This window comes from Amycolatopsis rhabdoformis (assembly GCF_035918295.1).
Taxonomy (GTDB): Bacteria; Actinomycetota; Actinomycetes; order Mycobacteriales; family Pseudonocardiaceae; genus Amycolatopsis; species Amycolatopsis rhabdoformis.
The window spans coordinates 4,885,478-4,910,088 of record NZ_CP142149.1 but is presented as its reverse complement, the minus strand read 5'-3'; the positions used below and the strand labels follow the sequence as shown (position 1 = coordinate 4,910,088).

The window sequence follows — 24,611 nt, the reverse complement described above, 5'->3', positions numbered from 1 at the left end:
GGCCCACCATCTCGTTCCTCCACCAAGCGACGAACGAGGAGACCACCATGCCCCGCATCCCGGCCAAGCGCACCACCGACGCCGGCCCCCTGCTCAAGCTCGTCTACCGCATCGCCGGCAAGCGCTACGGTGCCGTCCCCGAGCCCATGGCCGTGATGGCCCACCACCCGGGGCTGCTGCGCACCACCGTCGTGCACGAGTTGATGGCCGAGAAGGCGTCGAAGAAGCTGCCGGTGAACGTGCGGGAGCTTGCCGTGTACCGGGTCGCCACGAGCATCGGGTGCTCGTGGTGCGTGGACTTCGGCACGATGCTCCAGCGCCACGACGGCCTGGACATCGAGCGTCTGCGCCACATCGACGACTACGCCACCTCCCCGGCCTTCACCCGGCCCGAGCGGCTGGCCGTGGCCTACGCCGACGCGATGTCCGGGGCGCAGGTGTCCGTGAGCGACGAGCAGGTGGCCGAGCTCGAAGCCGAGTTCGGCCGCGCCGGGGTGCTGGAGCTGACGTACCAGATCGCGCTCGAGAACTCCCGGGCGCGGATGAACAGCGCGCTCGGCATCGTCGACCAGGGGTTCACCTCGGGCGACGCCTGCCGGGTGCCTAGGCCGTGAGGTCGGGGCGCGTGATGTGGGTGAGCTTGTCGGGGTTCACGATGTCGTAGATGGCCACGATGCGGCCGTCGCGCACGCTCATCGACTGCACGTGCTCGTCGACGGACAGGAAGCCCGACGCGCCGGGCATCGGCGGCAGCCACAGGCCGAGGTCGCCGTTGACGAGGATCGGGGCGCCGCGGGTCATCACGCCGGGCTCGTACTTGTCGATCAGGCCCAGGAAGAAGCGCGACAGCTTGTCGGCGCCCACCATGATCTGGCGGGTGGTGCGGCCCTTGCCGTCGGAGTCGCCGATGAGCACCACGTCCGGGTGCAGCACCTCGGCCATCGCCTGGATGTCGCCGGCCAGCAGGGCGGTCACGAAGCGCTCGAGCACCTGCTGCTGCTCGGCCAGCTCCGCGCGCGGCGGCGGGTCGGCGTGGTCGACGGTGCGCCGGGCGCGCGAGGCGTGCTGGCGGGCGGCGTCGGCCGACACGCCGAGGATGCCGGCGATCTCGCCGAACGGCACCGAGAACGCGTCGTGCAGCACGAACGACACCCGCTGCTCCGGGGTGAGCTTGTCGAGCACCACCAGCGCGGCCATGCGGATGCCGTCGTCGCGCACGGCGGCTTCGAGCGGGTCCTCGGTCACCGGCGCGCCGAGCGGCGTCACGATCGGTTCGGGCAGCCACTGGCCCACGTACTGCTCGCGCCGCGCGGGCGCCGACCGCAGCCGGTCGAGGCAGATGCGGCCGACGACGGTGGTGAGCCAGGCACGCAGGTCGCGGATGGCGGCGCGCCCGGCGTCGTCGAGCCCGGCCAGGCGCAGCCACGCTTCCTGCACGGCGTCCTCCGCGTCGGACCGGGTGCTCGTGAGCCGGTAGGCCACCCCGATCAGGGGGCCGCGGAGCGCCGCGAACTGCTCCGCGAGGTCGTCCAGTGCCGTCGGTGTGCCCATGAGGCCGAGTGTGCCGCAAAGCCACCGGGGAGGGAGAACTATTGTGGATACCGTGGCAGGACGGATTCGGGAGAGCGACATCGCGGAGGTGCGTGAGCGCAACCGGATCGACGAGGTCGTGGGGGAGTACGTCGCGCTGCGGCGCGCCGGGGGTGGCAGCCTCAAGGGGCTGTGCCCGTTCCACAACGAGAAGACCCCGTCGTTCAACGTGCGCCCCACCCACGGCACGTTCCACTGCTTCGGCTGTGGCGAGGGCGGCGACGTCATCAAGTTCATCCAGAAGATCGACCTCGTCTCGTTCGTCGAGGCGGTCGAGCAGCTGGCGGACCGCGTCGGCATCCGGCTGAACTACGAGGGCGGCGGCGGCAGTGTGCAGCGCGACCGCGGCACGCGCTCGCGGCTGATCGAGGCCCACCGCGCGGCCAGCGAGTTCTACATCGAGCAGCTGGTGACCGACGAGGCCCGGCCGGCGCGCGACTTCCTCTCCGAGCGCGGGTTCGACGCCGCCTGGGCCAAGCAGTTCGGCTGCGGCTTCGCACCGGGCGGGTGGGACAAGCTCACGAAGCACCTGCTCAACCGCGGGTTCGAGGTCAAGGAGCTGATCGCCTCCGGGCTGTCCAAGGAGGGCCAGCGCGGCCCGATGGACCGCTTCCACCGGCGGCTGGTGTGGCCGATCCGCGACGTCGGCAACGACGTGGTGGGCTTCGGCGCGCGCCGGCTGTTCGAGGACGACCGCATCGAGGCGAAGTACCTCAACACCGCCGAGACGCAGATCTACAAGAAGTCGCAGGTCATGTTCGGCCTCGACCAGGCGAAACGCGAGATCGCGAAGCGCCACCAGGTGGTGGTGGTCGAGGGCTACACCGACGTGATGGCGATGCACGCCGCCGGAGTGCCCACGGCCGTCGCTTCGTCGGGCACGGCGTTCGGCGAGGACCACATGAAGGTGCTGCGCCGGCTGATGATGGACGACGACGCGTTCCGCGGCGAGATCATCTTCACCTTCGACGGCGACGCGGCGGGCCAGAAGGCCGCGCTCAAGGCGTTCGAGGGCGACCAGACGTTCGCCGGCCAGACCTACATCGCGGTGGCGCCCGACGGCATGGACCCGTGCGAGCTGCGCATCGCGAAGGGCGACGCGGCCGTGAAAGACCTCGTGGCGCGCCGGACGCCGCTTTTCGAGTTCGTGATCAAGAGCACGCTCAAGCAGTTCGACCTCGACGCGGTCGACGGCCAGGTGTCGGCGCTGCAGAAGACCGTGCCGATGGTGGCGGCCATCAAGGACCGCGCGAGCCGCGACGGCTACGCGTCGAAGCTCGCGTGGTGGGTCGGCTGGCAGGACGTGGCGCAGGTCGTGAACCGCGTGCGCGGCGCGGCCGGTGCCGTGGGGAAGCGCGGTGGGCAGACGCCGCAGCTGCGCCAGCCCGCGTCCCGCCAGGCTGCGCCGGAACCGGTGTCGGAGAAGCAGGACCTGCCGAGGCCCGCGCCGAACGACCCGCGGTTCACCGGCCAGCGCGAGGCGCTCAAGGCCGCGCTGCAGCAGCCCGCGATCGCCGGGCCGGAGTACGACTCGCTGCCGGAAGAAGCGTTCACGCACCCCGTGTACGTCGCCGTGCACCTGGCGGTGCTCAGGGCAGGCGGTGCCGCCTCGGGACTCACCGGCTCGGCCCTGCTCGACGCCGCGAGGCAGCACTGTCCGGAAGGGACGGTGCGGCGCGTGTTGAGCGAGCTGGCCGTGGAACCGTTGCGCGCCTTGGGCGAGGTGGACTCGCGCTACATCTCCGGCGTGCTCGCGGGCGTGCAGGAGAGCCTCGTGGGCCGGCAGATCGGTGAGATCAAGTCGAAGCTGCAGCGGCTGTCGCCGGTCGAGGCGCCGGACGACTACCGCGCGCTGTTCGGTGACCTCGTGGCGCTGGAGCAGTACCGCAAGTCGCTGCGTGCGCAGGCCGCGTCCGGATGGGACTGACATGGGCTGGCTGAACCGCTTTTTCGGAGCCGGGCTCCCCGCGGATTTCCCGGGTGAGCTGGCCGCGGGCGAGAACGTGATCGCGATCGCGGGCGTCGAGGGCGGCGGCGAACTCGTGGTGACCAGCCTGGGCCTGTGGATCCCGTCGGACGCGGGTCCCCGGCGCGTCGGCTGGCACCTCGTGGCCAAGGCCGCGTGGGCCGACGGCGTGTTCGAGCTCACGGAGTCGGACGAGACCGGCGACGCGGGGCCGGTGGTGGTCGTGACCGACCGCGCGCCGGTGCGCTTCCGGCTGCCTGCGCCCGGCAAGGTGCCTCCGCAGGTGCGCCTGCGCGTGGACGGCTCGGTGCGCTCGCGGCACCGCCACGACTTCGGCACCGGCGGCGGCGCCTGGTTCGTGCAACGCAAGGTGCCCGGCCGCGACGGCACGGTGCTGCAGGTGCGCCCCGACCCGGGCACCGATCCGGCCCTGGTCGAGGCGATCGCGGGCGAAGTCGCCGAGAAGCTGGCCAACCCGGGGGCGTGAGCAGTACGCTCGTACTCAGTACGGGCGTACTGTTTATCTCGGGAGGCTCGCCATGTGGGATCCGGCCAAATACCTCGACTACGCGGACCTGCGGGCCCGTCCGTTTTATGACCTGATCGGGCGAATTTCGTCCGACGCGCCCCGCCGCGTGGTCGACCTGGGCTGCGGCCCGGGCAACCTCACGCTCGACCTGGGCCGCCGCTGGCCCGGCGCCGTGCTGGAGGCCCTGGACAGCTCGCCGGAGATGGTCGCCGCCGCCCGCGAGCGCGGGGTCGACGCGCAGGTCGCCGACGTGCGTTCGTGGGCGCCGCGGCCGGACACGGACGTGGTGGTGTCCAACGCCGTGCTGCAGTGGGTGCCCGGCCACGACGAGCTGCTGCGCCGCTGGGTCTCGCAGCTGCCTTCCGGCGCCGTGCTGGCCGTGCAGGTGCCGGGCAACTTCGGCGCCCCGTCCCACGACATCACCCGCACCCTGGCGGCCTCTCCCGCCTGGTCGGCGCGCCTTTCGTCGCTGGTACTGCGCGAAGACGAGGCCGTGTCGTCGCCACTGGAGTACGCCACGCTCCTCGCCGACGCCGGCTGCTTCGTCGACGCCTGGGAGACCACCTACCTGCAGCGGCTGGCCGGCGAGAACGCCGTGCTGGAGTGGATCACCGGCACCGCCCTGCGGCCCATCCGCGCCGCCCTGCCGGACGCCGACTGGGCCACCTTTCGCACCGAGCTCGCCCCGCTTCTCGACGAGGCCTACCCGCCCCGCTCGGACGGCACGACGTGGTTCGAATTCCGCCGCATCTTCTTCGTGGCGCGGGTGCCCTGAGCTCCCGTTTTCGCGCGCGCTTCACGGGGCCCCTCGGCGGTACCTGCGCCCCACACCTGCGCGTGGGCGCGCTTGCGCCTCAGCCGCGTCCTCGGCCGAACTTCTCCCCGACCTTGGCCCGCGCGACACCGGCCGCACCCTGGACCATCGGGTGGTCGATCACCTTGCGGTAGGTGCGCACCATCTGCTCGTACCGTCCCCGGCCGGCCTTGGTCCCCAACACGTAACCCAGACCCACGCCCAGCAGGAACTTCTTCATCAGTGGCCACGCCTCTCGTTCGTCGGACTTCCGACTCTCCATTGTCCAGCAATCCGCCGCCCGCCGGGCGTGATCCTTGAAGAGGGGGCCCCTGTTCGGGTGGCGCGGGCCGTGCGCTAAAGTTCTTACATCGCACCGGGGAGACCCGGCGCACAACAGAATACGATCCCCTGTAGCTCAACTGGCAGAGCATTCGGCTGTTAACCGGAGGGTTCTTGGTTCGAGTCCAAGCGGGGGAGCGCACAAGCCCAGGTCGATGACCTGGGCTTTTTGTTGTGCCTGGGTGGGCCGATTCGGGGCGGGAAGAGCTTCGGCCCGGGGGTCGGTGGTCGTCGCTGGGCGGCGCAGGGTGTGCGCGTTCGATGTTGTCCTCGGTGGCGCAGTTTTCGGTTGAGCCAATCGATGTGCTCGTTCGATGGGTTTGCGGGGGATTGCTCGCTCACACCGAACATGGCGCGGGCGTGCTGAGTGCGTGAGACTGCTTCGATGGTCTCCGAGTACGCCCAGAGCGACCAATTCCGCGGTGCCCGCATCCACCTGTGCAACCTCGACGGCCTCGAGGTCCGCGATTGCGAGGTGAACGGTCTGAAGATCGTCGACTGCTACGGCAGCGACGTCTACCTCGGTGGCTACTTCGAGCGCGTCGTCGTCAACGACGTCGACGTGACTGCTTACGTCGAGGCGGAACTCGATCGCCGGCACCCCGCGCGGGCGCTGGCGCGGGACGCGGCGTCTCCGGGGGAGTACCGGGCTGCTTGGGACGCCATGGAGACCTTGTGGGGCGCGACGCTCGAGCGGGCCAGGGTGCTGCCCGAGGCCAAGCTGCACGAGCGGGTCGACGGCGAATGGTCGTTCGTGGAGACCCAGCGGCATCTGCTGTTCGCCTGCGATGCGTGGCTCGGCAACGCGGTGCTCGAGGAGGAGGCGCCCTACCACGCGTTGGGCTTTCCCGCCGGGGGCACGCCGCCGGACGAGTCGGCGAAGCTCGGCCTCACCCTCGACGCCGCCCCGACGCTCGACGAGGTGCTCGCGCCGCGGCTCGCCCGCATGGCCACGATGCGCCGGGTCGTGGACGAGCTCACCGCGAACGAGCTCGACCGGGTGTGCGGTCGTAAGCCCGCTGACATGTATCCCGAGCAGGAGTACGTCGTTCGCCGCTGTCTCAAGGTGGTGCTGAAGGAAGAAGCCGAGCACCACCGGTACGCGGTGCGCGACCTCGCGGTGCTCGAAGCGGGTGTGCCTGAACGGCAGTAGTTCCCGTGTGGACCCGACCCAAGCGGCCCCGCTCCCTGGCGGGGAGCGGGGCCGGCCGGTCACGCGATCAGTTGACGTACACCGAGTAGCGGGTGCTACCCGACTTGGTGCCGTCGGCCGTGCTGCCCGACACGGTGACCGAGTAGGTGCCTCGGTTCGGTGGGGTCCACGTCATCGTTCCCGCGCCGGAACTGTCCGCCGGCACGGTGAGCTGATCGGTCGCGGCACCCTGGTCGTTCCGGACGAGGTAGGTGTACGAGACGAGGCCCGGCATTCCCGGGGTGAAGGTGAACGTCCCGGGCACACCGGCACCGCCCGACCACGTGCTTTCCGGGTACTGCTCGGACGACACGGACGGCGCGCTCGAGATGCTGAACCCGTACATGTTCTCCTGCGAGATGACCTTGTCGGCGGTCACCGTGTGCACGCGCAGGTTGTGGGAGGCCCAGCCGTCCGGGGGCGGCGGGGGAGTCCACGCCAGCACGGCGTGCCCGTTCTGAGCGGCTATCTGCTGGAACGGACCCCAGTCGAACGAGTACTCGAACGTCACCGCGCCCGGCTGGCGGGCATCGAGGGTGAAGGTGCCGGGGAACGCGCGCCCGTTTGCCTGGAACTCCTTCGAGGTCACCGTCGGATCGTTCGTCACCGTCCACGTGATGTTGTCCGTCGACGACCACACGCCCGCAGTGTTCTTCGCGCGCACGAGCATCTCGTAGTCGCCGATCTTGGGTGGCGGGTAGGTCACCGTCGCGGTGTTCCCGTTGACCGGCACGGTCCACCTGGTCGCCGGGTCCGCCGTCAGCCAGTACTCGAACTCCGCGGCGTTCGGCATCGGGGTGGTGAACGTGAACGTGGCGGCTCGGCCCTGCGTCCCGATGTCGCCCTCGTAGCCGATCTCCGGTCGCCAGGTGTTGAGCGACAATCGTTTCTCCGTGACCGGGGACAGCCCGCCGGACGCGTCGCGGGCCTGGACCCGCAACAGGGTCTGGTCCGCCGAGGTGAACTCGACCGGCAGCGTGGCGGTTCCGTCGGTGTTCGCCTTCACCGTCCACTTCGTACTCTCGGCACTCGCGAACCAGTAGTCGTACTCGACGACGCCCGGCATTCTCGGGGTAACCGAGTACGTGGCCGAGGTGCCCAGGTCGACGTTCCCGGGCCCGCTCACCACCGGTGAGGCATCGACGAGGAACCGGTACTCCCGTTCCGGCGACGTAACGCCCGAGGTGTCGGTGCTGCGCACGAACAGCACGTGATCACCACCGGTGGCCGGCGTGATCGTCACCTCGGCGACGCCGTCCTGGCCGGCCGTGACCCTGGCGGACGCGCCGTCGTCCAGCCGGTAGTCGTACGCCACGACGTTCGGCATCCCCGGCGCGAACCGGAACAGGCCCGGCACGCCGATGCCGCCGTCCGGGCCGCCCTGCGGCGGGTAGCGGTCGGACGTGACCGTCGGCCGCGTCTCCTTCACGAGGAAGGAGTAGTAGGTGCTGAGCGAGAGGTTGCCCGCCCGGTCCCACGCGCGCACGATCACCGACTGCCAGCCGGTGGCCGTCGGCGTGAAGCTGACGGTGGCCGTGCCGTCGGGGCCCGCGGTGATCTCACGCGTTTCCCCGCCGAAGTTGTAGTCGTAGCGCGCGACGTCGGTGGAACCGTTGGGGGAGAAGGTGAACTCGCCCGCCACGCCGATCCCGCCGCCTTCGGCGTTCGCCGGGTACGTGGCGGAGGCGACGGCAGGCGCCTTCGGATCCGTGCGGTCGACGGTGAACCGGCACGGGCCCACCGTGGACGACTTGGCCCCCCAGCTGTCCTGTGCGTACACCTCCCACGCGTAGGTGCCGTCGGCGAGGTCCCAGGTGTCCGGGTACGCCGCGGCGGGGCTGCCCGAGCCGGCACTCGTGTGCCGTTGCGCCGGGTCCGCCACCGGCCACCACGTGAACTGCCCGAACGTGAAGTCGCCGTTCGGGTCGGAAACCTGTGCGCTCAGCTCCAGTTGGCCGCTCGCCAGTGCTCCGGTGCCGTCCTGGGCACAGGGTGCGTCGTTGGTGCGGAGGTCGGTCGGCCGTGCGGGCGGCGCGTTGTCGACCACCCGCAGCGTCGGCGGGGCCTCGATCACCCGATAGAACGCCGGGTCCGCCTCGTGGGCTTCGGCGACGCGGAAGGCCAGCGTGAGGTGACGGTCCTTGTGCTTGACCGCGTCCCGCACCGCAGTGGTGACGTCGAACGTGGCGTCGTTGTCGATGCAGCTGCCGTCGGCGCCCCTGGCGGCGACCCGGGTCTGCTCCGCGGGGCGGTTCTGCCAGGTCGACTGCCGGGTGTAGGCGGAGGTCCGCCAGACCTCGGTGGCGCGGCTCTCGCAGTCGACGTAGTGCGTCTCGCCGGCCGAAAGCAGCACGGTCGTGAACGGCGCGCCCCGCAACGAGCTCAGGTCGAAGTTCACGTACGAGCGTTGCAGGTGCGGGGTGGTGTCCCAGGTGCCGATCGGCAAGGTGCCGGGCTTGAAATGGGCGGTGGTCGGTGTCGCCGAGTCGACGTAACCCCAGGACGTCGCGGACAGCGTCGCCTCGGAACGCGGTTGAGCAGTGGTTTTCGTTGCCGCCGTCGCGCCGTCGGTGACGGTGAGCGCGGCGGTGAGCGCGACGGCGAGCAACGTCAGTGATCTTCGCAAGGTCATGCCGGCCCTCTCTGTTGCGTGCAGGCAGGACGAACACGCCGGAAGGGGACGATCGGTTGCCCGGTGGTTCAGACCGCTCGCGGGCGCTTCACCGGCAGGAGAAATGGTGTAGATCACCGTCGCCGTGGCCAAGGGAGGCGCCCTCACTTGAGGTGCTTGATGACCTCCGCGAACGCGGCCAGGTACGGCTCGAACACGCTGATGTAGGTGGTGCCGAACATCTCGCGGTAGCGCTCGAGGCGTTCGGCGATTTCGCGCGGCGAGCCGACGAGCACCCCGGGCATTCGGGTGAGCTCTTCGTCGGGCACTCCGCTCGCCTGGCGGATGAGGGTGAGGTCGAGTCCGTCGAGGGTGTCGCCGACGGCCGCGACGAGCAGGTTCAGCTCGATCTCCGGGAACCGGTCGCCGGCGGCGTCGCGCAGGACTCGCGCGCGACGGGCGAACACATCCGCCGGGTCGGCGCCGGGGGTGCGGCCGGCCCTGATCGAAAAGGTGAAGATGTCGGCCTCTCGGCCGCCGAGTGCCACCATGCGGTCGCCCGCGCCGGACATCATGATCGGCGGCATCGGGACACCGGGCTCACCCGCGAGCAGCTCGCGGGTGGCGGCGAGCGTCTTCTCCAGCTTGGCAATGCGTTCGCCGCCGGAGCCCATCGGCCGGCCCACGGCCTCGAATTCCCCGGGCACATAACCGGCGCCGAGACCCAGTTCCAGCCGGCCGTCGGTGAGGCGCTGCACGTCGGCGACGTCGCGCGCGAGGTAGGCGGGACTGACGACGCCGGCGTTGAGCACGAAGGTGCCCAGCGTGAGGGAGGTGACGTCGGCCGCCGCGACGAGCGCCGGGAAGGGCGCGGCCATGCCCAGGTGATCGGGAACCTGGAGCACGTCGTAGCCCAGGTCCTCGACCTCACGGGCCCGAGCGCGCCACTCGGTGCGAGAGCCGACGTTGAGCAGGGAAACTCCGAAGCGGAACGGACGGGCGGGCATGAGCAGATCCTTCGCATGTGGACGGACGGGGAGGACGGCTCGAGTCCCGCGAACACGAGCCACGGCCGACCGCCCGGTCCGTCTTGGCTGCTATCGGCCGTCGGGGACTTCGCCGGTGGTGGGCCGGTCGAGATGGGAGACCTGGTAGAAGGCGATGGCCCAGCCGGTTGCGCTCTGCTTCAGCAGAACGCTGAGGTAGCCGTTGAAGGTGGGGCGGTCGGTGAACGCGAAGTCGGCGGTGAGGTATCCGAGGACGAGGTCGTCGGAGAGGCGCCGGGTTTCCAGGATTCGGTAGTCGGCGGTCAGGCCGGGGGGCTGCGAGTCGTAGTAGGCGGCGATGCCGGGACGGCCGACGCTGTAGGGGTGCGTTCCCTGGAAGATGGCGTCCTCGGTGAAGTGGGCGGCCACCCGGTCGGGCTGGTGCCGGTCGACGGCGGCTTTCCAGCCGTCGAGGACGCCGCGCAGGATCGTCTCGTTGTCCTGGTTCATGGTGGTGCTCCCGGAAGAAGTGGGTGGGGTGGTCAGTGGCCCGCGCTGATGCCGCCGTCGACGTGGAGGATCTCGCCGGTGACGAAGGGCGCGTTCTCCAGGAAGACGACCGCCTCGACGACGTCGGCGATCTCGCCCATGCGTCCGATGGGCTGCAGGCCGTCGAGGAACTCGTGGATCTGCGGATCGTGCATCGGGGTGCGCGTGGTGCCCGGAGCGACGGCGTTGGCCCGGATGCCGCGAGTGGCGTATTCGATGGCCAGGGACTTGGTGGCGGCCTGCAGACCGCCCTTGGTCAGCGCGGCGAGCACGGACGGGACTCGGGAGTCGGCGTTGTCGACGATGCTGGCGGTGAGGGTGACGATGTGTCCGCTGCCCTGGGCGAGCATGTGCCCGACGGCGAGCTGGGTGAGCCGGAAGAACCCGGCCAGGTTGATCCCGGTGAAGGTGGCGTAGTCCTCGGCGGTGTAGTCGGTGAACGGCTTGGCGACGTAAACGCCCGCGTTGTTGACCAGGGTGTCGACGCGGCCGAACCGCTCGACGGCAGCGGAGATCACCCGCTCGGCGGTGGCCGGGTCGGCGATGTCTCCCGGCACGGTGAGGACGCCCGGGTCGTCGCCGGGGGTGATGCTGCGCGAGGTGGCGACAACGGCGTGGCCGAGCTTGCGGTAGGCCTCGACCAGGCCGGCGCCGATGCCCTGCGAGGCCCCGGTGATCACGGCGACCTTCTGATTCTGGGTGGTCATGGCATTCCTCCGGATGTTCGACCGAGCGTGGGCACGGTGACGGGATGGGTCTCGTAGCGCGGTGACGATTGGCGTCGGTGTCGTCGGCCGCCGTCGTCACCTCGATTGGCGTCGACCACCGGGAAGATCTTTCGAGGGAGCGAGTCTCGGTGTGGCGGACATCATGATCGGCATCGGAAGGGTCTGAATGAGCTGTCACCCGTGTTCCGAAGCAAGGTGAGCCGTCGGAAGTATCCGGTTCTGCAAGGAAGAAACCCGTTCTTCCAAGCCAATTTGCCCGTATTTGCTACGCGCAAGTGAATACTTTTCTGACAGTCGGTGAAGGTGACTATCGCGATTTTTCAACGGAGAATGTTGTGCCCCAACGTGCTATAGCCATCGGTCGAGCTGCACGCCGCGCTGGGGATGGCGTGCGACCAGGTCCGGCGAACGCCGAAGGGGCAATGGATCCGTGTGGTGGGCGGCTGGACCGGGGAACAGTTCGCCGAACGACGGCTGCCCACGGTCTCCGAGCTGAACGCTGCCGCGCCCGAGACGCCGGTGTTCGTGCTGCACCTCTACCAGTCGGCGATCCTGAACCGGGCGGCGGTGCGGGCGATCGGGCTCACGAAGGACAGCGGCGCGCGATCCGTGCCGACCTCGACGTGTTCGAGGAGGTGGCCGCCGACGGTGGGTTCCCCCGCAGCGTGCGGTGGTTCTTCGACCACGCCGAGACCGTCTCCGAAGCGAGCCTCGACCGGATCACGGAACTGGGCGGCGCCGTCTCGATCCAGAACCGCATGATGTCCCAGGGCAGCGCTTTCGCCGACCGCTACGGCACGGCGAAGGCCGCGAACACCCCGCCGATCCGGCAGATGCCCGACCGCGGTCCCGCAGAGCTCACCGTCTCCACCACCCCGACCCGCGCGCCGGCGTCACCGATGAAGTCCTCTTGACGAAGACCGTCGACGGCATCGACTACGTCTTCGCCCTCACCACGCTCGCGCCGGGCGCCGACACCGGCCGGCACACCCACCCGGGTGCCATCTACTCAATAGTCCGAGGAAGTCCACATCGGACGCAACCTCGGCACTGTCCCGACGGTGGTCGTCGGCCTCGGCGCCATCCCGCACGGCGTCCCGTTCGCGACGCCCGCCGCAGATCCCGGGCGTGCGGACGGCTGACGTGGTCAGAGGGCCGGCTTGCCCGACTGGTAGAGCCACGCCTGGAAGAACGAGTCGAGGTTGCGGTGGGTCAGGCGCTCGACGAACTGGGTGAACTGCTGCGTCGAGACGTTGCCGTAGCGGTGGGCCGCCGGCCACTGCGAGAGCACCTCGAAGAAGGCGCGGTCGCCGATCTTCAGGCGCAGTGCCTGCAGCGCCATCGCACCGCGGTTGTAGACCAGGTCGTCGAAGATGTGGTCGCGTCCGGGGTCGGCGACCTTGCCGCTCCAGTCCTGCTCGTCGGCGTAGGCCTTCTCGAAGGTCTGTTGCACCGGGATGTTGTTGAACTTCTCCTGGTACAACCATTCGGAGTAGGTCGCGAAGCCTTCGTTGAGCCAGATGTCCGACCAGTGAACCGGAGTGAGGCTGTCGCCGAACCACTGGTGGCCGAGTTCGTGGGCGAGGAGGTCGCCGCTGACCGCGCTGGTTTTCTGGTCGTAGACCGGCCGGCTCTGCGTCTCGAGGGCGTAGTCGACGCCGACGTCGGCGAGGATGCCGCCGGTCGAGTCGAACGGGTAGCGCCCGTACATCGAGGACTCCCACTGGACGACCTGCGCCGTGGTCTGGTTGAACACCTTGCCCTGACCGGGTTTGGTGTCGATCGACTGGCCGATCGCGGTGATGTTCGGCAGGCCGCCGGCCGCCACGCCGCGGGTGACGTTGTACTTGCCGATGGCGAGCATGCTCAGCTCGCTGGCCATCGGCCGGTTCATGGTCCAGCGGAAGGTGGTCTGGTGATCGCGCGTGGTGGTGGGCCCGGGTTCGCCGTTGGCCAGCACCGTGAGTCCGGTGGGGACGGTGACGGTCTGGCTGTAGGTCGCCTTGTCGTCGGTGGTGTCGTTCACCGGGTAGTAGGTCGCCGCGCCGATCGGCTGGTTGAGCGCGACCGCGCCGTCCTTGGTGGCGACCCAGCCGGAGACCCCCAGCGCGGGGTCGTCGATCTTCTGCGGGACACCGGCGTAGCTCACCGAGACGGTGAACGAGCTGCCTTTGCGCAGACCGTGCGGCGGGGTGATCACCAGTTCCTGGGCGCCGCTGCGGCTGTACTTGGCGTTGCGGCCGTTCACGGAGAGCGCGCTGATCTTCAGCGGTCCCTGGAAATCGAGGTCGAAGCGGGAGAGGTTCTGGGTGGCCTTGGCTTGGATCGTCGTCGTCGCGTTGATCGCTTGGGTGGCGGGGTTGAACGCCAGCCGGATGTCGTAGTGGCTGACGTCGTAGCCGCCGTTGCCCATGTCGGGGAAGTACGGATCCCCGGCGCCTGGAGCACCTGGGGTGTACTGCGGTGCTCGGGCCGTCACCGCGTCCGCTGGGCTCGTCGCGGCCAGCAGACCGGCGGCCAGCGCGCCGGAGATGATCAACAAGTGGCCGCGGCTACGGTTGGCGCCTCGCATGGGTCCTCCTCGGCAATCATCGACGCTGAAGAGTAGGACCGATCCGACGCGCGGATCAAGTCCGTTGCGGTGGCTTGGAACTTTCGGTGTGGGTCGGTCGTGCTGGGAAGGTTTTCGGGGTGATCGCTTGAAGATCTTCCGTCGGAGGGTGTCGAAGAGTGGGCCCGGTTCGTTCGTCACCAAGCCAAGTTCGCGAGCTGGTCATCGCTGAGGCCCCTTTCAAATCGGCCACGAGCGGGGAAGAAGTGGTGGTCCGGACCACCCCGTCCTTGGCTTGAAAAACTTGTCGGGCGGGGCTGTCCTCAGCGGGACTCGCGACGGCGACGGTGGCGTGCCCCGCGGTGAACGAGCCATAAGGGACGTTTCGCCTCAGGTCTTGCGCACCTCGGCCGCCAAAGCGAACAATCATTCGCTATGGATGACCGGGGAAGCTTCACCGCGGAGACGATGGCCCTGCAACGGGCGTTCGAAAGTTACCGTCCACCAGGGCTTCGGCGCTTCGACGACCCTTACGCCACCGCGTTCCTCAGACCGTGGCTCCGGGTACTCGCCGAAGCGGCGCGGCTCCCGGGGGTCCGCCGTGTGGCCACTGGGCTGTACGACGTGGTCGCGGGGCCGGGGCCGCGCGTGTCCGGGATTGTCCGGACCAAGGTCATCGACGACGCCCTGGCCGAGTTCGTGGGTGGTGAAACCCAGTGCGTTTTGCTGGGCGCCGGTTACGACACACGGGCGCACCGCCTGTCCGCGCTCGCGGGCAACACCGTCTTCGAGGTCGACCACCCCGCGACCCAGGCGAGGAAACGGGCCGTGCTCGGCGAGGGGCGCGTGACCTATGTGCCGGTGGACTTCGAGCACGACGATCTGGTCGGCCGGCTCACGGAAAGTGGTTTCGACACCGGGAAACCGGCCGTGTTCGTGTGGGAAGGCGTGACCAACTACCTCACCGCCGACGCCGTGGACACCACACTGGCGGCCGTTCGCGAACTCGGCGGGGACGTCATCTTCACCTACGTGGACGTCCGCGCGCTGCACGAGCCCAGCCCGTTCCCCGAGGCGCGCCGGTGGGTGCGAGCGGTGGCGCGGTCCGGGGAGCCGTGGACGTTCGGGCTGCGGCCCACCGAGACGCGACAGTTCCTCGCCGACCGCGGCTTCAGCTTGGAGAAGGACCTGTCGACCTTCGACGCCGGCGGGGGTTCGCAGCTCTACCGGATCGCGATCGCGAGGAGGGCGCGTGCCACGCATCAGTGAGGAGCGCCGGGCCGCGCAGCGCCGGCGGATTCTGGACGCGGCGATGGCGTGCTTCGAGAAAGCCGGGCCGGACGGGGCGTCCATGCAGGACATCGTGGCCGAGAGTGGCATGAGCGCCGGCGCCATCTACCGCTACTTCGACAGCAAGGAGGCGATCATCGAAGCGGTCGCCGCCGATCGTCACGACCACGAACGCGAGCTCGTCGCGGCAGCGGTCGCGACCGGTGGTCCGGACGCCTTGCGGCAGTTCCTGAACGCCTACTTCGACTGGGTGGCCGACCCCGAAGAGGCCCGGCGACGGCGCGTCACCGTCCACGTCTGGGCCCGCGCCCAGCACGACGAACGACTCCGGCGGATCGTCACCGAGGGGCTCCTGCCGCTGCGTGAGGTCGAAGGTGCGCTCGCCGACATCCCGCTGCCGCCCGGGGTCGAGCCGGACATGTTCGGGCGGGTGCTGCTTGCGCTCATTCAAGGGTTTCTGCTGCAGCGTTCGTGGGAGCCCGACCTCGATCCCGGGCGTTACCGCGACACCGTGACTGCGTTGCTGGATCGGGTGTTGCCGAAGTGATCGTCGAGCGTTCGAGGGGACTTCCCCACCTGCGTTCGCGGGGAAGTCCCTCGCACGGCTTTTCGGGTCACCGCTTCGTTAGGGGTCACGCAGTGCAGGTGTGGCGGAAAGTCGTCGGGGTGGTGTCGATCGAGGTGGCGATGATGCCGTCGTCGGTGAGCTCGGGGCTGCCGATTGCGCCGTTGTCCGGGCTGGTCGCGAGGGTGGCGGTGAGCGCGCCGCTTTCCCAGACGCCCAGGGCGTAGCCGCGGTCGGCCGTCCGGTAGATGCCGGCCGTGCGGGTGCCGGAATCGACGGCGGGTTGGCTCGCCCAGGTGTCGAGCCGGCGGACGAGCTTGCCGGTCAGGTCCCATTCGGCGGTGCCGTAGTGGCCGTTTTCGTATGTCTCGCCGGCGATGCGGCCGTTGCGGAACCCGTCGACGTAGGGCGTGCCGAGGGTGAGTTTGGTCATTGTGCCGTCCGGATCGCGCACGAAGAAGTCGGTCCGCGACGTCGACGCGCTGATCAGGATGCGGCCCTGCTCGTCGATCTCGACGGGGCTGACGTAGCCGTAGACGGTGGGGTCGGGGTTGATCACCTGCACCGTGCCGGGCGCCGACGCGGGCCAGATCGTGAGGTCGAAGGTGTCACCGATGCCGAGCGCCGTGCCCACGATGTCACCGGCGTCGTTCACAGCGAGGGCTCGCGCGCTGCGGCGGCCGGGTGGCAGCGGCAGGGCGGTGAAGTGGCCGTCGCGGTAGACGACGGCGTCGTGTTCGAAGCTGTTCTCGTAGGTCATTCCGACCGCGGTGCCGGTGGAGTTGATGTCGGTCAGCTCGGTTTGCCGGCCGAACGCGTTGCCGAGGTCTTCGGCTACGCCGTTGTGCCAACGGATCGCGCTGAAGGAACCGCTGCCCGAGACCCAGCCGCCACTCGCGGCGGCGGAGACGTAGCCGGTGGTCTGCCCGTCGGGCAGCGGCAGGGTGGCTTGCGTCCAGGTGCATCCTTCCGCGGCGTGAGCGGTGGAGGTGACCGTCAGCATCGGTGCCAGGGTCAATGCGGCGGCCAGGATTGCCTGGTGGGTGCGTCTCATGGTTCCCCCTCGTTCGGTGCGTCGCCGTTTGAACCACGCTGCGCGGTGGTGTTCGGTTGCCTGCTGTTTGTCCGGAATCACGGCCGCTCCGCTCGTCGGTGGCGGGCCTCCGTTCGGCACCGGTTACCGACCGCTGGTGCCGGGGTGGTTGCACCGGGTCCGGGAAGGTGAAGATGCTCGTGCGCGACCGTGAAATTTGTTCCACCACGCCGGCGATCCGGGTCCGCTATGGTCAGCGAGGGCTCCGTTGACCACGGGTAGTCGTGCGGCTCGTTCACCTGTGAAGTGTCGAGAAAGGATTTCGATGCACCGTCTCACCGTCCTCTACCGCCCGCCGGTGGACCCGGAGCACTTCCGCGAGTACTACGTCGCCACCCACCTGCCGCTCGCCGCGAAACTCCCGGGCCTGATCCGCTCGGACTACTCCCTGGACGTCTCCGCCCTCGGCGACGACAACCCGTACTTCGCCGTCTTCCACGGCGACTTCGACTCGGCCCAGGCCATGATCGACGCCCTGGGCTCCCCCGAGGGCAAGGCCGTGGCGGGCGACGTGGCGAACTACGCGACCGGTGGGGTGGAGATGATCCATTACCCGCTGGCGTGAGTGGCGGGGTTTGACGGGAGGGGCTGCGCGGTGCGCGGTCCCTTTCTTTTGGGTCTTTTTTGTGCTGTCGAGGGGAAATGTTGGATCGACTTGAGGTTGTGGAGTTCTTCAAGCGTGGTCGCTTTGAAGACTTCAAGGTGGGGATCAGTGTCGCCGAAGTCCTTGAGGTGGCAGGGGATCCTGACGCGATCACCGGACCACTTCCGGCTATTCATTTGTATGGGGACCTGCAATTGGGGTTTTCGGAGGGCGGAGTTCTGTGGTATATCGCTCTCGAGCCGTCGGGGCCGGAGATGGCGCTCCCCGGTCTGCCAGGGGCGAGGGTTCGCGTGAAGAACTTCACCTTCGAGGAGTTCGCGAACGAGGCGGAAGTCGAAGGCAGGCTGGTGGTGAAGTGCGAACCATTCGTTCCCGGCGAGTACTGGTGGAAGTTCATGGGCGCGGAGGTGTTTGTCCAGTTCGATGAGTCGGGGCTCTTGTCCGTGGCCGGCTACTCGGACCGCCGGTTGGCAAACTAGGTGAAGTGTCGATGCCTTACGCATCGGTGGACGGAACCCCTGGGGGTTCAGGCTGTGGGAAATGTGTTGCGGCGTGTCGTTGTGGTGAGGGTATCGTCGTCGCGTGACTGATGGAGCGGCAGAATGCCTGCTATCTGTTGGGCGCTCCGATTGTGACAGGTGGGGGCGGTAGTTGAGGTTTTCGACCGATGACGGAAGGTTCGGCCTCGTTGTCGACCCGGTCGCGAGTTCCGGCATGTCTCGCTTCCAGTTGGTCGTCGAGGCGCGATCGGTCGGCGAGGCCGAGCCGGAGTTTGCTTACGGGGCGTTCGAGGAGTTGGGTAACCGTCCGACGTTCTCGGATGAGAGGCTCGGCCGGCTGATCGACGAGCCCGATGCGATCTTGGAAGCGCTGCGCATCGAGGAGGCACTTCACGACCCTGCGACAGTTTCCCTCACCGAGGCGCAGGATCGATGGTTCGTGCAATGCTATGTCTACCGCGGTGATGTTGTCACCATCGCTCGGCGATACCGCGGGTCATCGCCCAGTAAATCCGCCCTGATCTCCGTTGTGGACTGCGCCGAATATGCGTTGATCGTTGAAACGGCTCGCGAATATTGGGCGCACGATGATGAACGGTTTCGGTCGAAAACCTGGCGGGTGAAGTTCTAGAGCCCCTGCGCCGTGGTCAGCACTCATCCCCGTCGTCGGTCGAAGCGCGTGAAGACTTGGTGCCCGCCGGGGCGTCGAACGTGTCGCCGATGCCTTCGGTGTCGGCGGCGGCCAGGACGACGGTGAGGAGGCCCGGGAACTTCTCGTCGAGTTCGGGGCGGCGGAGGGTGACGAAGCAGCGGGTGCCGATTTCGCGCGTGGCGGTCACGCCGGCGCCGCGGAGGGCCTTCAAGTGGTGGCTGAGGGTGGATTTGGCCACGGGGGCGCGCAGTTCACTCCACTTGCGTTCGAGGCCGTCGGCCAGTTGGCGGACCAGGGCGAGGCGGACGGGGTCGCTGAGGGCGTTGAGGACCTCGGCCAGCTTCATGTCCTCGGGGGCCGGCGGGGGTGTCGGGTGCCGCATGGTCGTCTCCGTGGTCGTGCGCTGGGGGCCGTGATTCATTCTACAGTTGCCGAACATCGGGGGCGGTGAGGTGATCTTGTGGGCTACGCTTCGTTCGTCATTCGTAGAACATCGAACGAAGGAGTGGTGATGGATCTGACCGCGAGCGACCTGTCGGGGCATGTCGTGATCGTGACCGGTGCCGGGTCGGGGATCGGGCGGGTGACCGCGGAGGCCTTTGCGCACGCGGGTGCGCGGGTTCTCGGGGTGGGGCGGCGGGCCGAGGCGCTGGCCGAGACCGCCGCGTTGCACCCGGCGATCGAGGTGCGCGTCGCGGACCTGAGGCAGACGGGTGCGGCGGAGGCGGTGGTGGACGACGCGGTGGCGAGGTGGGGCCGGGTGGACGTGCTGGTGAACAACGCCGGCGTGTTCTCCGGCATGGCGCTGGCCGACATCACGGCCGAGGGCGTCGACGACCTGTTCGCGATCAACGTCCTCGCGCCCAGCCTGCTCGCGAGGGCGGCGTTGGGCCAGTTGCGGGCGAGCCAGGGTTCGATCGTCAACCTCTCCAGCACGTACGGGCACCGGCCGCTGCCGGGCGCGGCGCACTACGGCGCTTCGAAGGCGGCGATCGAGTCGCTCACGCGGAGCTGGGCACTGGAGCTGGCGCCCGCCCGGATCCGGGTCAACGCGGTCGCACCGGGGCCGACGGAGAGCGAAGCCCTGGTGTCGGCGGGGCTTTCGGAGGACGAAGTCGACCGGATCAAAGAGGTCGAGGCCGCCACGATTCCGTTGGGACGGCGGGGTCGACCGGCCGATGTCGCGGCTTGGGTCGTGCGGTTGGCGGATCCGCACGCGGCTTGGCTGACGGGCCAGGTCCTGGCTGTCGACGGCGGGCTCGCGCTGGCCGGCTGACGGATCAGGCTGCGACGGCGCACCCGGCATCGGTGTGGGTGATCGATGCGGCGGGCGTCGGAGAGTTGACGGTGTGCGCTGCTCGAGGAATGCGGCGGGGACAGCCGGTTGCCGGAAAGGTGAGCCGGGCAGATCAGCCATGCGCGGGTCGAGGCGCCGGGGGACGATCGCGTTCGTGTGCGGATCCGCCGAGAACGACGACGAGGTGCGTAACCGCTTCGACGCGGTGGTGTGCGTGGTCGTCGACAACGCGAAGCCTCGCGAGCGACTGCGCCCCCGCACCACGAACGGTGTCGAGAGCTGGCTTGTCCAGCGTGGCCCGACGACCCGGTGTGGGGAACTTTCGGGAAACCGCCCCTCTTCGTCGAACGCCCTGGTTAGCCTGGTGCGCAGACAATTCGGAGGGGGAGAAGAAGCATGGTGAAAACACTGTTGGCCAAGGCCGCGGTCGTGGCACTGGCGGCCGGGGTGGTCGGCGTCGGCGGGGCGACGGTGGCGTCCGCGGCGGTGGCCTCGCCCGCGGCGCCTCGGAGCGAGGTGTCGTGCGCGTTCTACCTGGCGGGGGCCGGGTACAAGGTCGGCCCGAAGGTGACCAGCGCCTGCACCACGGCGGCGCACGGGTTCCCGACCGTGTGCGAGGTCGGGCTGGAAGCCATCCACGTGTCGGCCGTGCACGCCCGCAAGGCTTGTGCGCTCGGGGCTCAGTGAGCTGAGCCCGGCAAGGGCCGGGATTGCAGCATTTCGGCCACGGCGGTGAGGCTGCGGCGAGCGCTGGTCGTCGCGGTTCGGCGCGCCGTGAGGCGGACGAGACCCGGGACCGCGGTTCTTGGGCCCGAAGGCGGGGGCGGCCGCCGGTGTTCGGCGCGCAGCGGGTCGGGTGAGGCCTCAGGTCCGCGGCGCTCGCGGCCCCGGGAGGCGGGGCCGGCCGCGGGTGTTCGGGGCGGAGCGGGTCGGGTGAGGCCCCAGGGCCGCGGTGCTTGGGGCCGTGGAGGCGGGGCTGGGACAAGCGTGGCCGCCGGTGTTCGGCGTTCAGTGAGCTGAGCTGCGAGAGCCGGGTCCGCAGTGTTTCGGTCGCGGAGGCGGGGCTGGGGCGACCGATGGCCGTCGGAGTTCGACGTGCGGTCAGCCGGGGGTGGCCGGGACCGCAGCGCTTCGGGCCGTGAAGGTGGAGCTGGGCGCTCGTGGCCGCAGTTCGGCGCGCGGTGAGCTGAGCCGCGAGAACCGGAATCTCTGTGTCGCGACTACGGAGGCGCGGCGGGGGAAAGACCGGACCGTCGGTGATCGGCGCGCAGTGAGCTGCGATCGAGGCGCTCGCGGCCATGGAGATGGGGCAAGTGCCGGCCGCCGGTGTTCGGGGCGGAGTGAGCTGAGCTGCGAGAGCCGGGATCGTGGTGTTTCGGCCACGGAGGCCGGGCTGGAGCGAGCGCTGGCCGTCGCGGTTCGGCGCGCGATCAGCCGGGACTGTAGCGCTTGGGGCCGTGGACGGCTGGGGGCGAGTGCTGGCCGCCGGTGTTCGGCGCGCGGTGAGCCGGGTGAGCGCCGGAACCGCGCAGCGCGGCGCGACTCGTCGTCGGCGCGTATCGAGCGCAGCGCGGGCTTTGCGGGCCGTCCAGGGCGGCCAGGCTGCGTGCCGCCAGGCGGAATTCGGGCCGCGATGAGCTGACCGCGCGCCAGCCAGTCGGGGCCAGGCTGCGTGCCGGCAGACGGAATTCACGCCGCGATGAGCCAACCCGCACCGGCTCCCAGCCACCTGACTCAGGCCCGGCACCGGTTGCTCCGTCCGGTGGTGACCTCCGGCACCGTGACCTCCCCAACCGGGCAAAACGCCACGAACCGGATCCCGATCAGGTCTCGTCCGATTGACGTGCCCTTGGCACCCGCCGTACCGTTCTGGCCGCGTGACGACTTCCCGAAGCCGGTGAGATTCCGGCACGGTCGCGCCACTGTGAGCCTCAGTCAAGGGGGGCGAGTCAGGTCGAGGAGTCGTCGCCTGTTCCACCCGCAAGGGACGCGCCATCCCGAAGGAGAACCAACCATGGCCACCATTCCGGCCGATCGCTCCACCCCTGTCGTCCTGCCCGTGTCGAAGGCGGTGCTCTGGCTCGGCCTGAGCGTGGCCGCGGCACTGCTGCTGTACTACTTCATCGGCATCGACCAGGGTGCGACCTCCGTGTTCGGCAGTGACACCCACGTGCACGAGTTCGTGCACGACGCGCGGCACTTCCTCGGCTTCCCGTGCCACTGACGCGCTGAAGCGGACAAGCCGACATGGAGAAGAAACTCGTCCTGCGCGGCCTCCTGGCCGGCGCACTGGGCGGCCTGCTCGCCTTCGTCTTCGCGCGCATCTTCGCGGAGCCGCAGATCCAGGCCGCCATCGATTACGAATCAGGTCGTGACGCGGCCGCGGAGGCGCTGCAGCAGGGCGCCGGCATGCACCTGCACGACGAGGGGCCCGAGGTGTTCAGCCGGGCCGTTCAGGCGAACGTCGGGATCGGCGTGGGCATGATCCTGTTCGGCGTGGCGATGGGGCTGTTGTTCGCCGTGGTGTACACGGTGTGCCTGGGGCGCGTGGGGCAGGTGCGGGCCCGTGTGCTCGCGATCCTCGTCGCCGGGGCCGGGTTCCTGAGCCTGTACCTCGTGCCGTTCCTCAAGTACCCGGCCAACCCGCCGGCCATCGGCCACGCCGAGACGATCGGCGTGCGCAGCGGGCTGTACCTCGGGATGGTCGCCGGTTCGATCATCTTCCTCGCGCTCGCCGTGGTGCTGGGCCGCCGCCTGGCGCCGAAGCTCGGCACGTGGAACGCGACGCTCGTCGCGGCCGCCGCGTTCGTGGTGGTGATCGGGGTGCTGATGGCGCTGCTGCCGTCGCTGGGTCACCTGTCGGCCAACGTCGCGGAGTACGGCGTGCAGTCGACGGAGACGCCGCTGCCGCTGAAGAACGCCGAAGGCGCCATCGTGTACCCGGGCTTCCCGGCCGACACGCTGTTCGACTTCCGCTTCTACTCGGTGATCTCGCAGCTCATCCTGTGGGCCACGATCGCGCTCGTGTTCGGCCCGCTGGCCGAGCGCGTGCTCTCCGGCGGCCGCAAGGAGAAGGTGGCAGCCGCGGCGTGAGCCCTGGCCCGTTTTTCGCGCACCACACGCACGCCGCGGGCGAGGAGCCCGCGGCGTCGTGGCGTCCGCTCTCCGAAGTGCTCGATGACGGGCCCGTGCTGCGCGACCGCGTGGCGCAGGTCCAGGCCGTGCTCGCCGCCGGCGGAGGCGACGTCGAGCTGCGCGTGGCCGCGTCCGTGGCGCACCTGGGGCTCGCGGCCCGGCTGCTCTCGCCCGCGCTCGCGTCCGCGCTCGGCGAAGCCGCCGTACCCGACTACGCCGACGCGTGGTGGCAGCCCACGGTCGGCGGCGCCTTTCCGCTGTCGCTGCCGAAAGCCGAGCCGTCCGGCGAGGACCTCGTCGAGCTCTTCGACCGGCGGGTGCTCAGTGGACCGCTCGCGCGGCTCGACACGGCGATCGGCGCGTTCTCGCTGTCGGAGACCATTCGCCGCGGCAACGTCGCTTCCGCCCTCAACGGCGCCATGACGATGCTCCACAGTGAACGTCCGGAGTGGACGGACGAGGCGACCGCGTTCGTCGGGCGGCTCGAAGCGCTGCCCGCGCTCGCGGACACCGCCACCCGTGACCGGGGGCGGTTCCGCCGCAAGAGCTGCTGCCTCATCTACCGCGCCGCGCCCGCCCACGACGGCCCGAAGTGCGGCGACTGCGTGCTGGTCTGATCAGGACCGGATGAACTCCAGCAGGTCCGCGTTGATGATCTCCGCCTCGGTGGTCGGCATGCCGTGCGGGAAGCCGGCGTAGGTCTTCAGCGTGCCGTTCTGCAGGAGGTTCGCCGAGAGCGGTCCCGAGTCGGCGTAGGGGACGATCTGGTCGTCGTCGCCGTGCATCACCAGAACGGGGACGGTGATGGTCTTGAGGTCGTCGGTGAAGTCGGTCTGGGAGAAGGCGACCACGCCGTCGTAGTGGGCCTTCGCGCCGCCCGTCATGCCTTGGCGCCACCAGTTCTGGATGATCGCCTCGGACGGTTCGGCGCCGGGGCGGTTGAAACCGTAGAACGGGCCGGAGGCGAGCGCGCGGTAGAACTCCGAGCGGTTGGCGGCGAGCTGGGCCTGCAGGTCGTCGAACACGCTCTTGGGCAGGCCGCCGGGGTTGGCATCGGTCTGCACCATCAGCGGCGGCACGGCGCTGAGCAGCGCGGCCTTGGCGACGCGGGACTCGCCGTGGCGGGCCAGGTAGCGCACGACCTCGCCGCCGCCGGTGGAGTGTCCGATGTGGACGGCGTCGTGCAGGTCGAGATGGGTGGTGACCGCGGCCAGGTCGTCGGCGTAGTGGTCCATGTCGTGGCCTTCGCCCACCTGCGCCGATCTGCCGTGCCCGCGCCGGTCGTGCGCGACCACGCGATAGCCGTTGCGGACGAAGAACAACATCTGGGTGTCCCAGTCGTCGGACGACAGCGGCCAGCCGTGGCTGAACACGATCGGCTGACCGGTGCCCCAGTCCTTGTAGAAGATCTCGACGCCGTCGTGGGTCGTGATGGTCGGCATGGGTGCGGCCTCCGTGGCTCGGGGTCGGGTCGCTGACCACGATGCGCCGCCGCCGCCTCGCCGGACAAGGATCGTGAAATATCCGTGCCCGGTCGGGTGATCCACTGAGCGCCCGGCCGGACCCAGCCACGCGCCGTTCGACAGTTTCACACGCGCCGGGCGCGCGGGGCCGAGTCGTGCGGGCATGTCGCAGGTC

At 69.5% G+C, this 24,611-nt stretch carries 26 protein-coding genes, 1 tRNA gene, 1 pseudogene and 1 riboswitch; of the genes and pseudogenes, 18 read left to right on the top strand and 10 right to left on the bottom strand.

From position 1 onward, the window contains the following. Nucleotides 1-47 precede the first annotated feature (47 nt). Nucleotides 48-614 (top strand): carboxymuconolactone decarboxylase family protein, encoded by a 567-nt coding sequence (locus VSH64_RS22375; RefSeq protein WP_326837599.1) that lies wholly within the window; start codon nt 48-50, stop codon nt 612-614. Here VSH64_RS22375 and VSH64_RS22370 read toward each other — a convergent pair. Then, complete coding sequence (locus tag VSH64_RS22370; RefSeq protein ID WP_326837598.1) at nt 604-1,551, bottom strand: sigma-70 family RNA polymerase sigma factor; 948 nt, start codon at nt 1,549-1,551, stop codon at nt 604-606. The two genes, VSH64_RS22375 and VSH64_RS22370, sit on opposite strands and share 11 nt — an antisense overlap. Between VSH64_RS22370 and dnaG the strand changes: the two genes are divergently transcribed. The 3 genes from dnaG to VSH64_RS22355 are packed head-to-tail and all read left to right on the top strand — an operon-like array spanning nt 1,550 to nt 4,860. Continuing rightward, nucleotides 1,550-3,517 (top strand): DNA primase, encoded by a 1,968-nt coding sequence (gene dnaG, locus VSH64_RS22365; protein ID WP_456062099.1) that lies wholly within the window; start codon nt 1,550-1,552, stop codon nt 3,515-3,517. The genes VSH64_RS22370 and dnaG overlap by 2 nt on opposite strands. Nucleotide 3,518: 1 nt before the next feature. Next, nucleotides 3,519-4,043 (top strand): hypothetical protein, encoded by a 525-nt coding sequence (locus tag VSH64_RS22360; protein ID WP_326837596.1) that lies wholly within the window; start codon nt 3,519-3,521, stop codon nt 4,041-4,043. Nucleotides 4,044-4,095: 52 nt separating this feature from the next. Further along, complete coding sequence (locus VSH64_RS22355; RefSeq protein WP_326837595.1) at nt 4,096-4,860, top strand: trans-aconitate 2-methyltransferase; 765 nt, start codon at nt 4,096-4,098, stop codon at nt 4,858-4,860. Between the two features lie 79 nt (nt 4,861-4,939). Here the strand turns inward: VSH64_RS22355 and VSH64_RS22350 are convergent, their stop codons facing one another. Further along, on the bottom strand, nt 4,940-5,119 hold the full coding sequence (locus VSH64_RS22350) for a hypothetical protein (RefSeq protein ID WP_326837594.1): 180 nt from the start codon (nt 5,117-5,119) through the stop codon (nt 4,940-4,942). Nucleotides 5,120-5,285: 166 nt separating this feature from the next. On the opposite strand from VSH64_RS22350, the gene VSH64_RS22345 reads away from it, so the two are divergent. After that, nucleotides 5,286-5,358: transfer RNA gene (locus VSH64_RS22345), tRNA-Asn, on the top strand. 247 nt (nt 5,359-5,605) lie between these two features. Then, nucleotides 5,606-6,373, top strand: coding sequence for a DinB family protein (locus VSH64_RS22340; protein ID WP_326837593.1), 768 nt, complete (start codon nt 5,606-5,608; stop codon nt 6,371-6,373). A 67-nt stretch (nt 6,374-6,440) separates the two neighbouring features. On the opposite strand, the gene VSH64_RS22335 is transcribed toward VSH64_RS22340, so the two are convergent. From VSH64_RS22335 to VSH64_RS22320, 4 genes are all read right to left on the bottom strand, one after another. After that, the gene (locus tag VSH64_RS22335) at nt 6,441-9,044 is read right to left on the bottom strand and encodes a hypothetical protein (RefSeq protein WP_326837592.1); all 2,604 of its coding nucleotides are present in this window, start codon (nt 9,042-9,044) and stop codon (nt 6,441-6,443) included. A 143-nt stretch (nt 9,045-9,187) separates the two neighbouring features. Continuing rightward, nucleotides 9,188-10,030 (bottom strand): TIGR03621 family F420-dependent LLM class oxidoreductase, encoded by an 843-nt coding sequence (locus tag VSH64_RS22330; RefSeq protein ID WP_326837591.1) that lies wholly within the window; start codon nt 10,028-10,030, stop codon nt 9,188-9,190. Between the two features lie 90 nt (nt 10,031-10,120). Beyond that, a complete protein-coding gene (locus VSH64_RS22325) occupies nt 10,121-10,519 on the bottom strand; it encodes a YybH family protein (protein ID WP_326837590.1) in 399 nt (132 codons plus the stop codon). 32 nt (nt 10,520-10,551) lie between these two features. Further along, nucleotides 10,552-11,265 (bottom strand): SDR family NAD(P)-dependent oxidoreductase, encoded by a 714-nt coding sequence (locus VSH64_RS22320; RefSeq protein ID WP_326837589.1) that lies wholly within the window; start codon nt 11,263-11,265, stop codon nt 10,552-10,554. Between the two features lie 387 nt (nt 11,266-11,652). Here VSH64_RS22320 and VSH64_RS48520 point away from each other — a divergent pair. After that, a pseudogene (locus VSH64_RS48520) lies at nt 11,653-11,880 on the top strand (amidohydrolase family protein); the annotation flags it as partial. A gap of 29 nt (nt 11,881-11,909) precedes the next feature. Beyond that, on the top strand, nt 11,910-12,200 hold the full coding sequence (locus tag VSH64_RS22315) for an amidohydrolase family protein (protein WP_326837588.1): 291 nt from the start codon (nt 11,910-11,912) through the stop codon (nt 12,198-12,200). A gap of 233 nt (nt 12,201-12,433) precedes the next feature. Here VSH64_RS22315 and VSH64_RS22310 read toward each other — a convergent pair whose 3' ends face one another. Beyond that, entirely contained in the window at nt 12,434-13,858 is a 1,425-nt protein-coding gene (locus VSH64_RS22310; RefSeq protein ID WP_326837587.1) for a M1 family metallopeptidase, read from the bottom strand. A gap of 414 nt (nt 13,859-14,272) precedes the next feature. Here VSH64_RS22310 and VSH64_RS22305 point away from each other — a divergent pair, with 414 nt between their 5' ends. After that, on the top strand, nt 14,273-15,106 hold the full coding sequence (locus tag VSH64_RS22305) for a class I SAM-dependent methyltransferase (RefSeq protein ID WP_326837586.1): 834 nt from the start codon (nt 14,273-14,275) through the stop codon (nt 15,104-15,106). Beyond that, nucleotides 15,090-15,674, top strand: coding sequence for a TetR/AcrR family transcriptional regulator (locus VSH64_RS22300; protein ID WP_326837585.1), 585 nt, complete (start codon nt 15,090-15,092; stop codon nt 15,672-15,674). Before VSH64_RS22305 ends, VSH64_RS22300 begins: the two co-directional genes overlap by 17 nt. An 85-nt stretch (nt 15,675-15,759) precedes the next feature. On the opposite strand, the gene VSH64_RS22295 is transcribed toward VSH64_RS22300, so the two are convergent. Further along, nucleotides 15,760-16,695, bottom strand: a complete 936-nt coding sequence (locus VSH64_RS22295; RefSeq protein ID WP_326837584.1) for a hypothetical protein — start codon at nt 16,693-16,695, stop codon at nt 15,760-15,762. 355 nt (nt 16,696-17,050) lie between these two features. On the opposite strand from VSH64_RS22295, the gene VSH64_RS22290 reads away from it, so the two are divergent. The 3 genes from VSH64_RS22290 (at nt 17,051) to VSH64_RS22280 (ending at nt 18,520) form a co-directional block, all read left to right on the top strand. Then, the gene (locus VSH64_RS22290; RefSeq protein ID WP_326837583.1) at nt 17,051-17,350 is read left to right on the top strand and encodes an EthD family reductase; all 300 of its coding nucleotides are present in this window, start codon (nt 17,051-17,053) and stop codon (nt 17,348-17,350) included. Nucleotides 17,351-17,448: 98 nt separating this feature from the next. After that, the gene (locus VSH64_RS22285) at nt 17,449-17,868 is read left to right on the top strand and encodes a hypothetical protein (protein WP_326837582.1); all 420 of its coding nucleotides are present in this window, start codon (nt 17,449-17,451) and stop codon (nt 17,866-17,868) included. Nucleotides 17,869-18,040: 172 nt separating this feature from the next. After that, nucleotides 18,041-18,520, top strand: a complete 480-nt coding sequence (locus VSH64_RS22280) for a hypothetical protein (protein ID WP_326837581.1) — start codon at nt 18,041-18,043, stop codon at nt 18,518-18,520. Nucleotides 18,521-18,536: 16 nt separating this feature from the next. On the opposite strand, the gene VSH64_RS22275 is transcribed toward VSH64_RS22280, so the two are convergent. Then, on the bottom strand, nt 18,537-18,923 hold the full coding sequence (locus VSH64_RS22275; RefSeq protein WP_326837580.1) for an ArsR/SmtB family transcription factor: 387 nt from the start codon (nt 18,921-18,923) through the stop codon (nt 18,537-18,539). A 129-nt stretch (nt 18,924-19,052) separates the two neighbouring features. Here VSH64_RS22275 and VSH64_RS22270 point away from each other — a divergent pair, with 129 nt between their 5' ends. The 5 genes from VSH64_RS22270 to VSH64_RS22250 all read left to right on the top strand — a co-directional run bounded on the left by VSH64_RS22270 (nt 19,053) and on the right by VSH64_RS22250 (nt 23,590). Next, nucleotides 19,053-19,817: an SDR family NAD(P)-dependent oxidoreductase gene (locus VSH64_RS22270; protein ID WP_326837579.1), complete on the top strand. Its 765-nt coding sequence runs from the start codon at nt 19,053-19,055 to the stop codon at nt 19,815-19,817. A 417-nt stretch (nt 19,818-20,234) separates the two neighbouring features. Beyond that, complete coding sequence (locus VSH64_RS22265; protein ID WP_326837578.1) at nt 20,235-20,525, top strand: hypothetical protein; 291 nt, start codon at nt 20,235-20,237, stop codon at nt 20,523-20,525. Nucleotides 20,526-21,702: 1,177 nt separating this feature from the next. Further along, nucleotides 21,703-21,819: riboswitch (cobalamin riboswitch) on the top strand. A 33-nt stretch (nt 21,820-21,852) separates the two neighbouring features. After that, nucleotides 21,853-22,062, top strand: coding sequence for a CbtB domain-containing protein (locus tag VSH64_RS22260; protein WP_285974074.1), 210 nt, complete (start codon nt 21,853-21,855; stop codon nt 22,060-22,062). 23 nt (nt 22,063-22,085) lie between these two features. Further along, nucleotides 22,086-22,931, top strand: a complete 846-nt coding sequence (locus VSH64_RS22255) for a CbtA family protein (protein WP_326837577.1) — start codon at nt 22,086-22,088, stop codon at nt 22,929-22,931. Further along, nucleotides 22,928-23,590: a (2Fe-2S)-binding protein gene (locus tag VSH64_RS22250; RefSeq protein ID WP_326837576.1), complete on the top strand. Its 663-nt coding sequence runs from the start codon at nt 22,928-22,930 to the stop codon at nt 23,588-23,590. Before VSH64_RS22255 ends, VSH64_RS22250 begins: the two co-directional genes overlap by 4 nt. Here VSH64_RS22250 and VSH64_RS22245 read toward each other — a convergent pair whose 3' ends face one another. Then, nucleotides 23,591-24,415, bottom strand: coding sequence for an alpha/beta fold hydrolase (locus VSH64_RS22245; RefSeq protein ID WP_326837575.1), 825 nt, complete (start codon nt 24,413-24,415; stop codon nt 23,591-23,593). Between the last annotated feature and the right edge of the window lie 196 nt (nt 24,416-24,611).

Coding starts and splice junctions, on each gene's coding strand:
- VSH64_RS22375 (WP_326837599.1), top strand. CDS start 48: ATGCCCCGCATCCCGGCCAAGCGCACCACCGACGCCGGCCCCCTGCTC.
- dnaG (WP_456062099.1), top strand. CDS start 1,550: ATGAGGCCGAGTGTGCCGCAAAGCCACCGGGGAGGGAGAACTATTGTG.
- VSH64_RS22370 (WP_326837598.1), bottom strand. CDS start 1,551: ATGGGCACACCGACGGCACTGGACGACCTCGCGGAGCAGTTCGCGGCG.
- VSH64_RS22360 (WP_326837596.1), top strand. CDS start 3,519: ATGGGCTGGCTGAACCGCTTTTTCGGAGCCGGGCTCCCCGCGGATTTC.
- VSH64_RS22355 (WP_326837595.1), top strand. CDS start 4,096: ATGTGGGATCCGGCCAAATACCTCGACTACGCGGACCTGCGGGCCCGT.
- VSH64_RS22350 (WP_326837594.1), bottom strand. CDS start 5,119: ATGAAGAAGTTCCTGCTGGGCGTGGGTCTGGGTTACGTGTTGGGGACC.
- VSH64_RS22340 (WP_326837593.1), top strand. CDS start 5,606: ATGGTCTCCGAGTACGCCCAGAGCGACCAATTCCGCGGTGCCCGCATC.
- VSH64_RS22335 (WP_326837592.1), bottom strand. CDS start 9,044: ATGACCTTGCGAAGATCACTGACGTTGCTCGCCGTCGCGCTCACCGCC.
- VSH64_RS22330 (WP_326837591.1), bottom strand. CDS start 10,030: ATGCCCGCCCGTCCGTTCCGCTTCGGAGTTTCCCTGCTCAACGTCGGC.
- VSH64_RS22325 (WP_326837590.1), bottom strand. CDS start 10,519: ATGAACCAGGACAACGAGACGATCCTGCGCGGCGTCCTCGACGGCTGG.
- VSH64_RS22320 (WP_326837589.1), bottom strand. CDS start 11,265: ATGACCACCCAGAATCAGAAGGTCGCCGTGATCACCGGGGCCTCGCAG.
- VSH64_RS22310 (WP_326837587.1), bottom strand. CDS start 13,858: ATGCGAGGCGCCAACCGTAGCCGCGGCCACTTGTTGATCATCTCCGGC.
- VSH64_RS22305 (WP_326837586.1), top strand. CDS start 14,273: ATGGATGACCGGGGAAGCTTCACCGCGGAGACGATGGCCCTGCAACGG.
- VSH64_RS22295 (WP_326837584.1), bottom strand. CDS start 16,695: ATGCTGACGGTCACCTCCACCGCTCACGCCGCGGAAGGATGCACCTGG.
- VSH64_RS22290 (WP_326837583.1), top strand. CDS start 17,051: ATGCACCGTCTCACCGTCCTCTACCGCCCGCCGGTGGACCCGGAGCAC.
- VSH64_RS22275 (WP_326837580.1), bottom strand. CDS start 18,923: ATGCGGCACCCGACACCCCCGCCGGCCCCCGAGGACATGAAGCTGGCC.
- VSH64_RS22270 (WP_326837579.1), top strand. CDS start 19,053: ATGGATCTGACCGCGAGCGACCTGTCGGGGCATGTCGTGATCGTGACC.
- VSH64_RS22265 (WP_326837578.1), top strand. CDS start 20,235: ATGGTGAAAACACTGTTGGCCAAGGCCGCGGTCGTGGCACTGGCGGCC.
- VSH64_RS22260 (WP_285974074.1), top strand. CDS start 21,853: ATGGCCACCATTCCGGCCGATCGCTCCACCCCTGTCGTCCTGCCCGTG.
- VSH64_RS22255 (WP_326837577.1), top strand. CDS start 22,086: ATGGAGAAGAAACTCGTCCTGCGCGGCCTCCTGGCCGGCGCACTGGGC.
- VSH64_RS22245 (WP_326837575.1), bottom strand. CDS start 24,415: ATGCCGACCATCACGACCCACGACGGCGTCGAGATCTTCTACAAGGAC.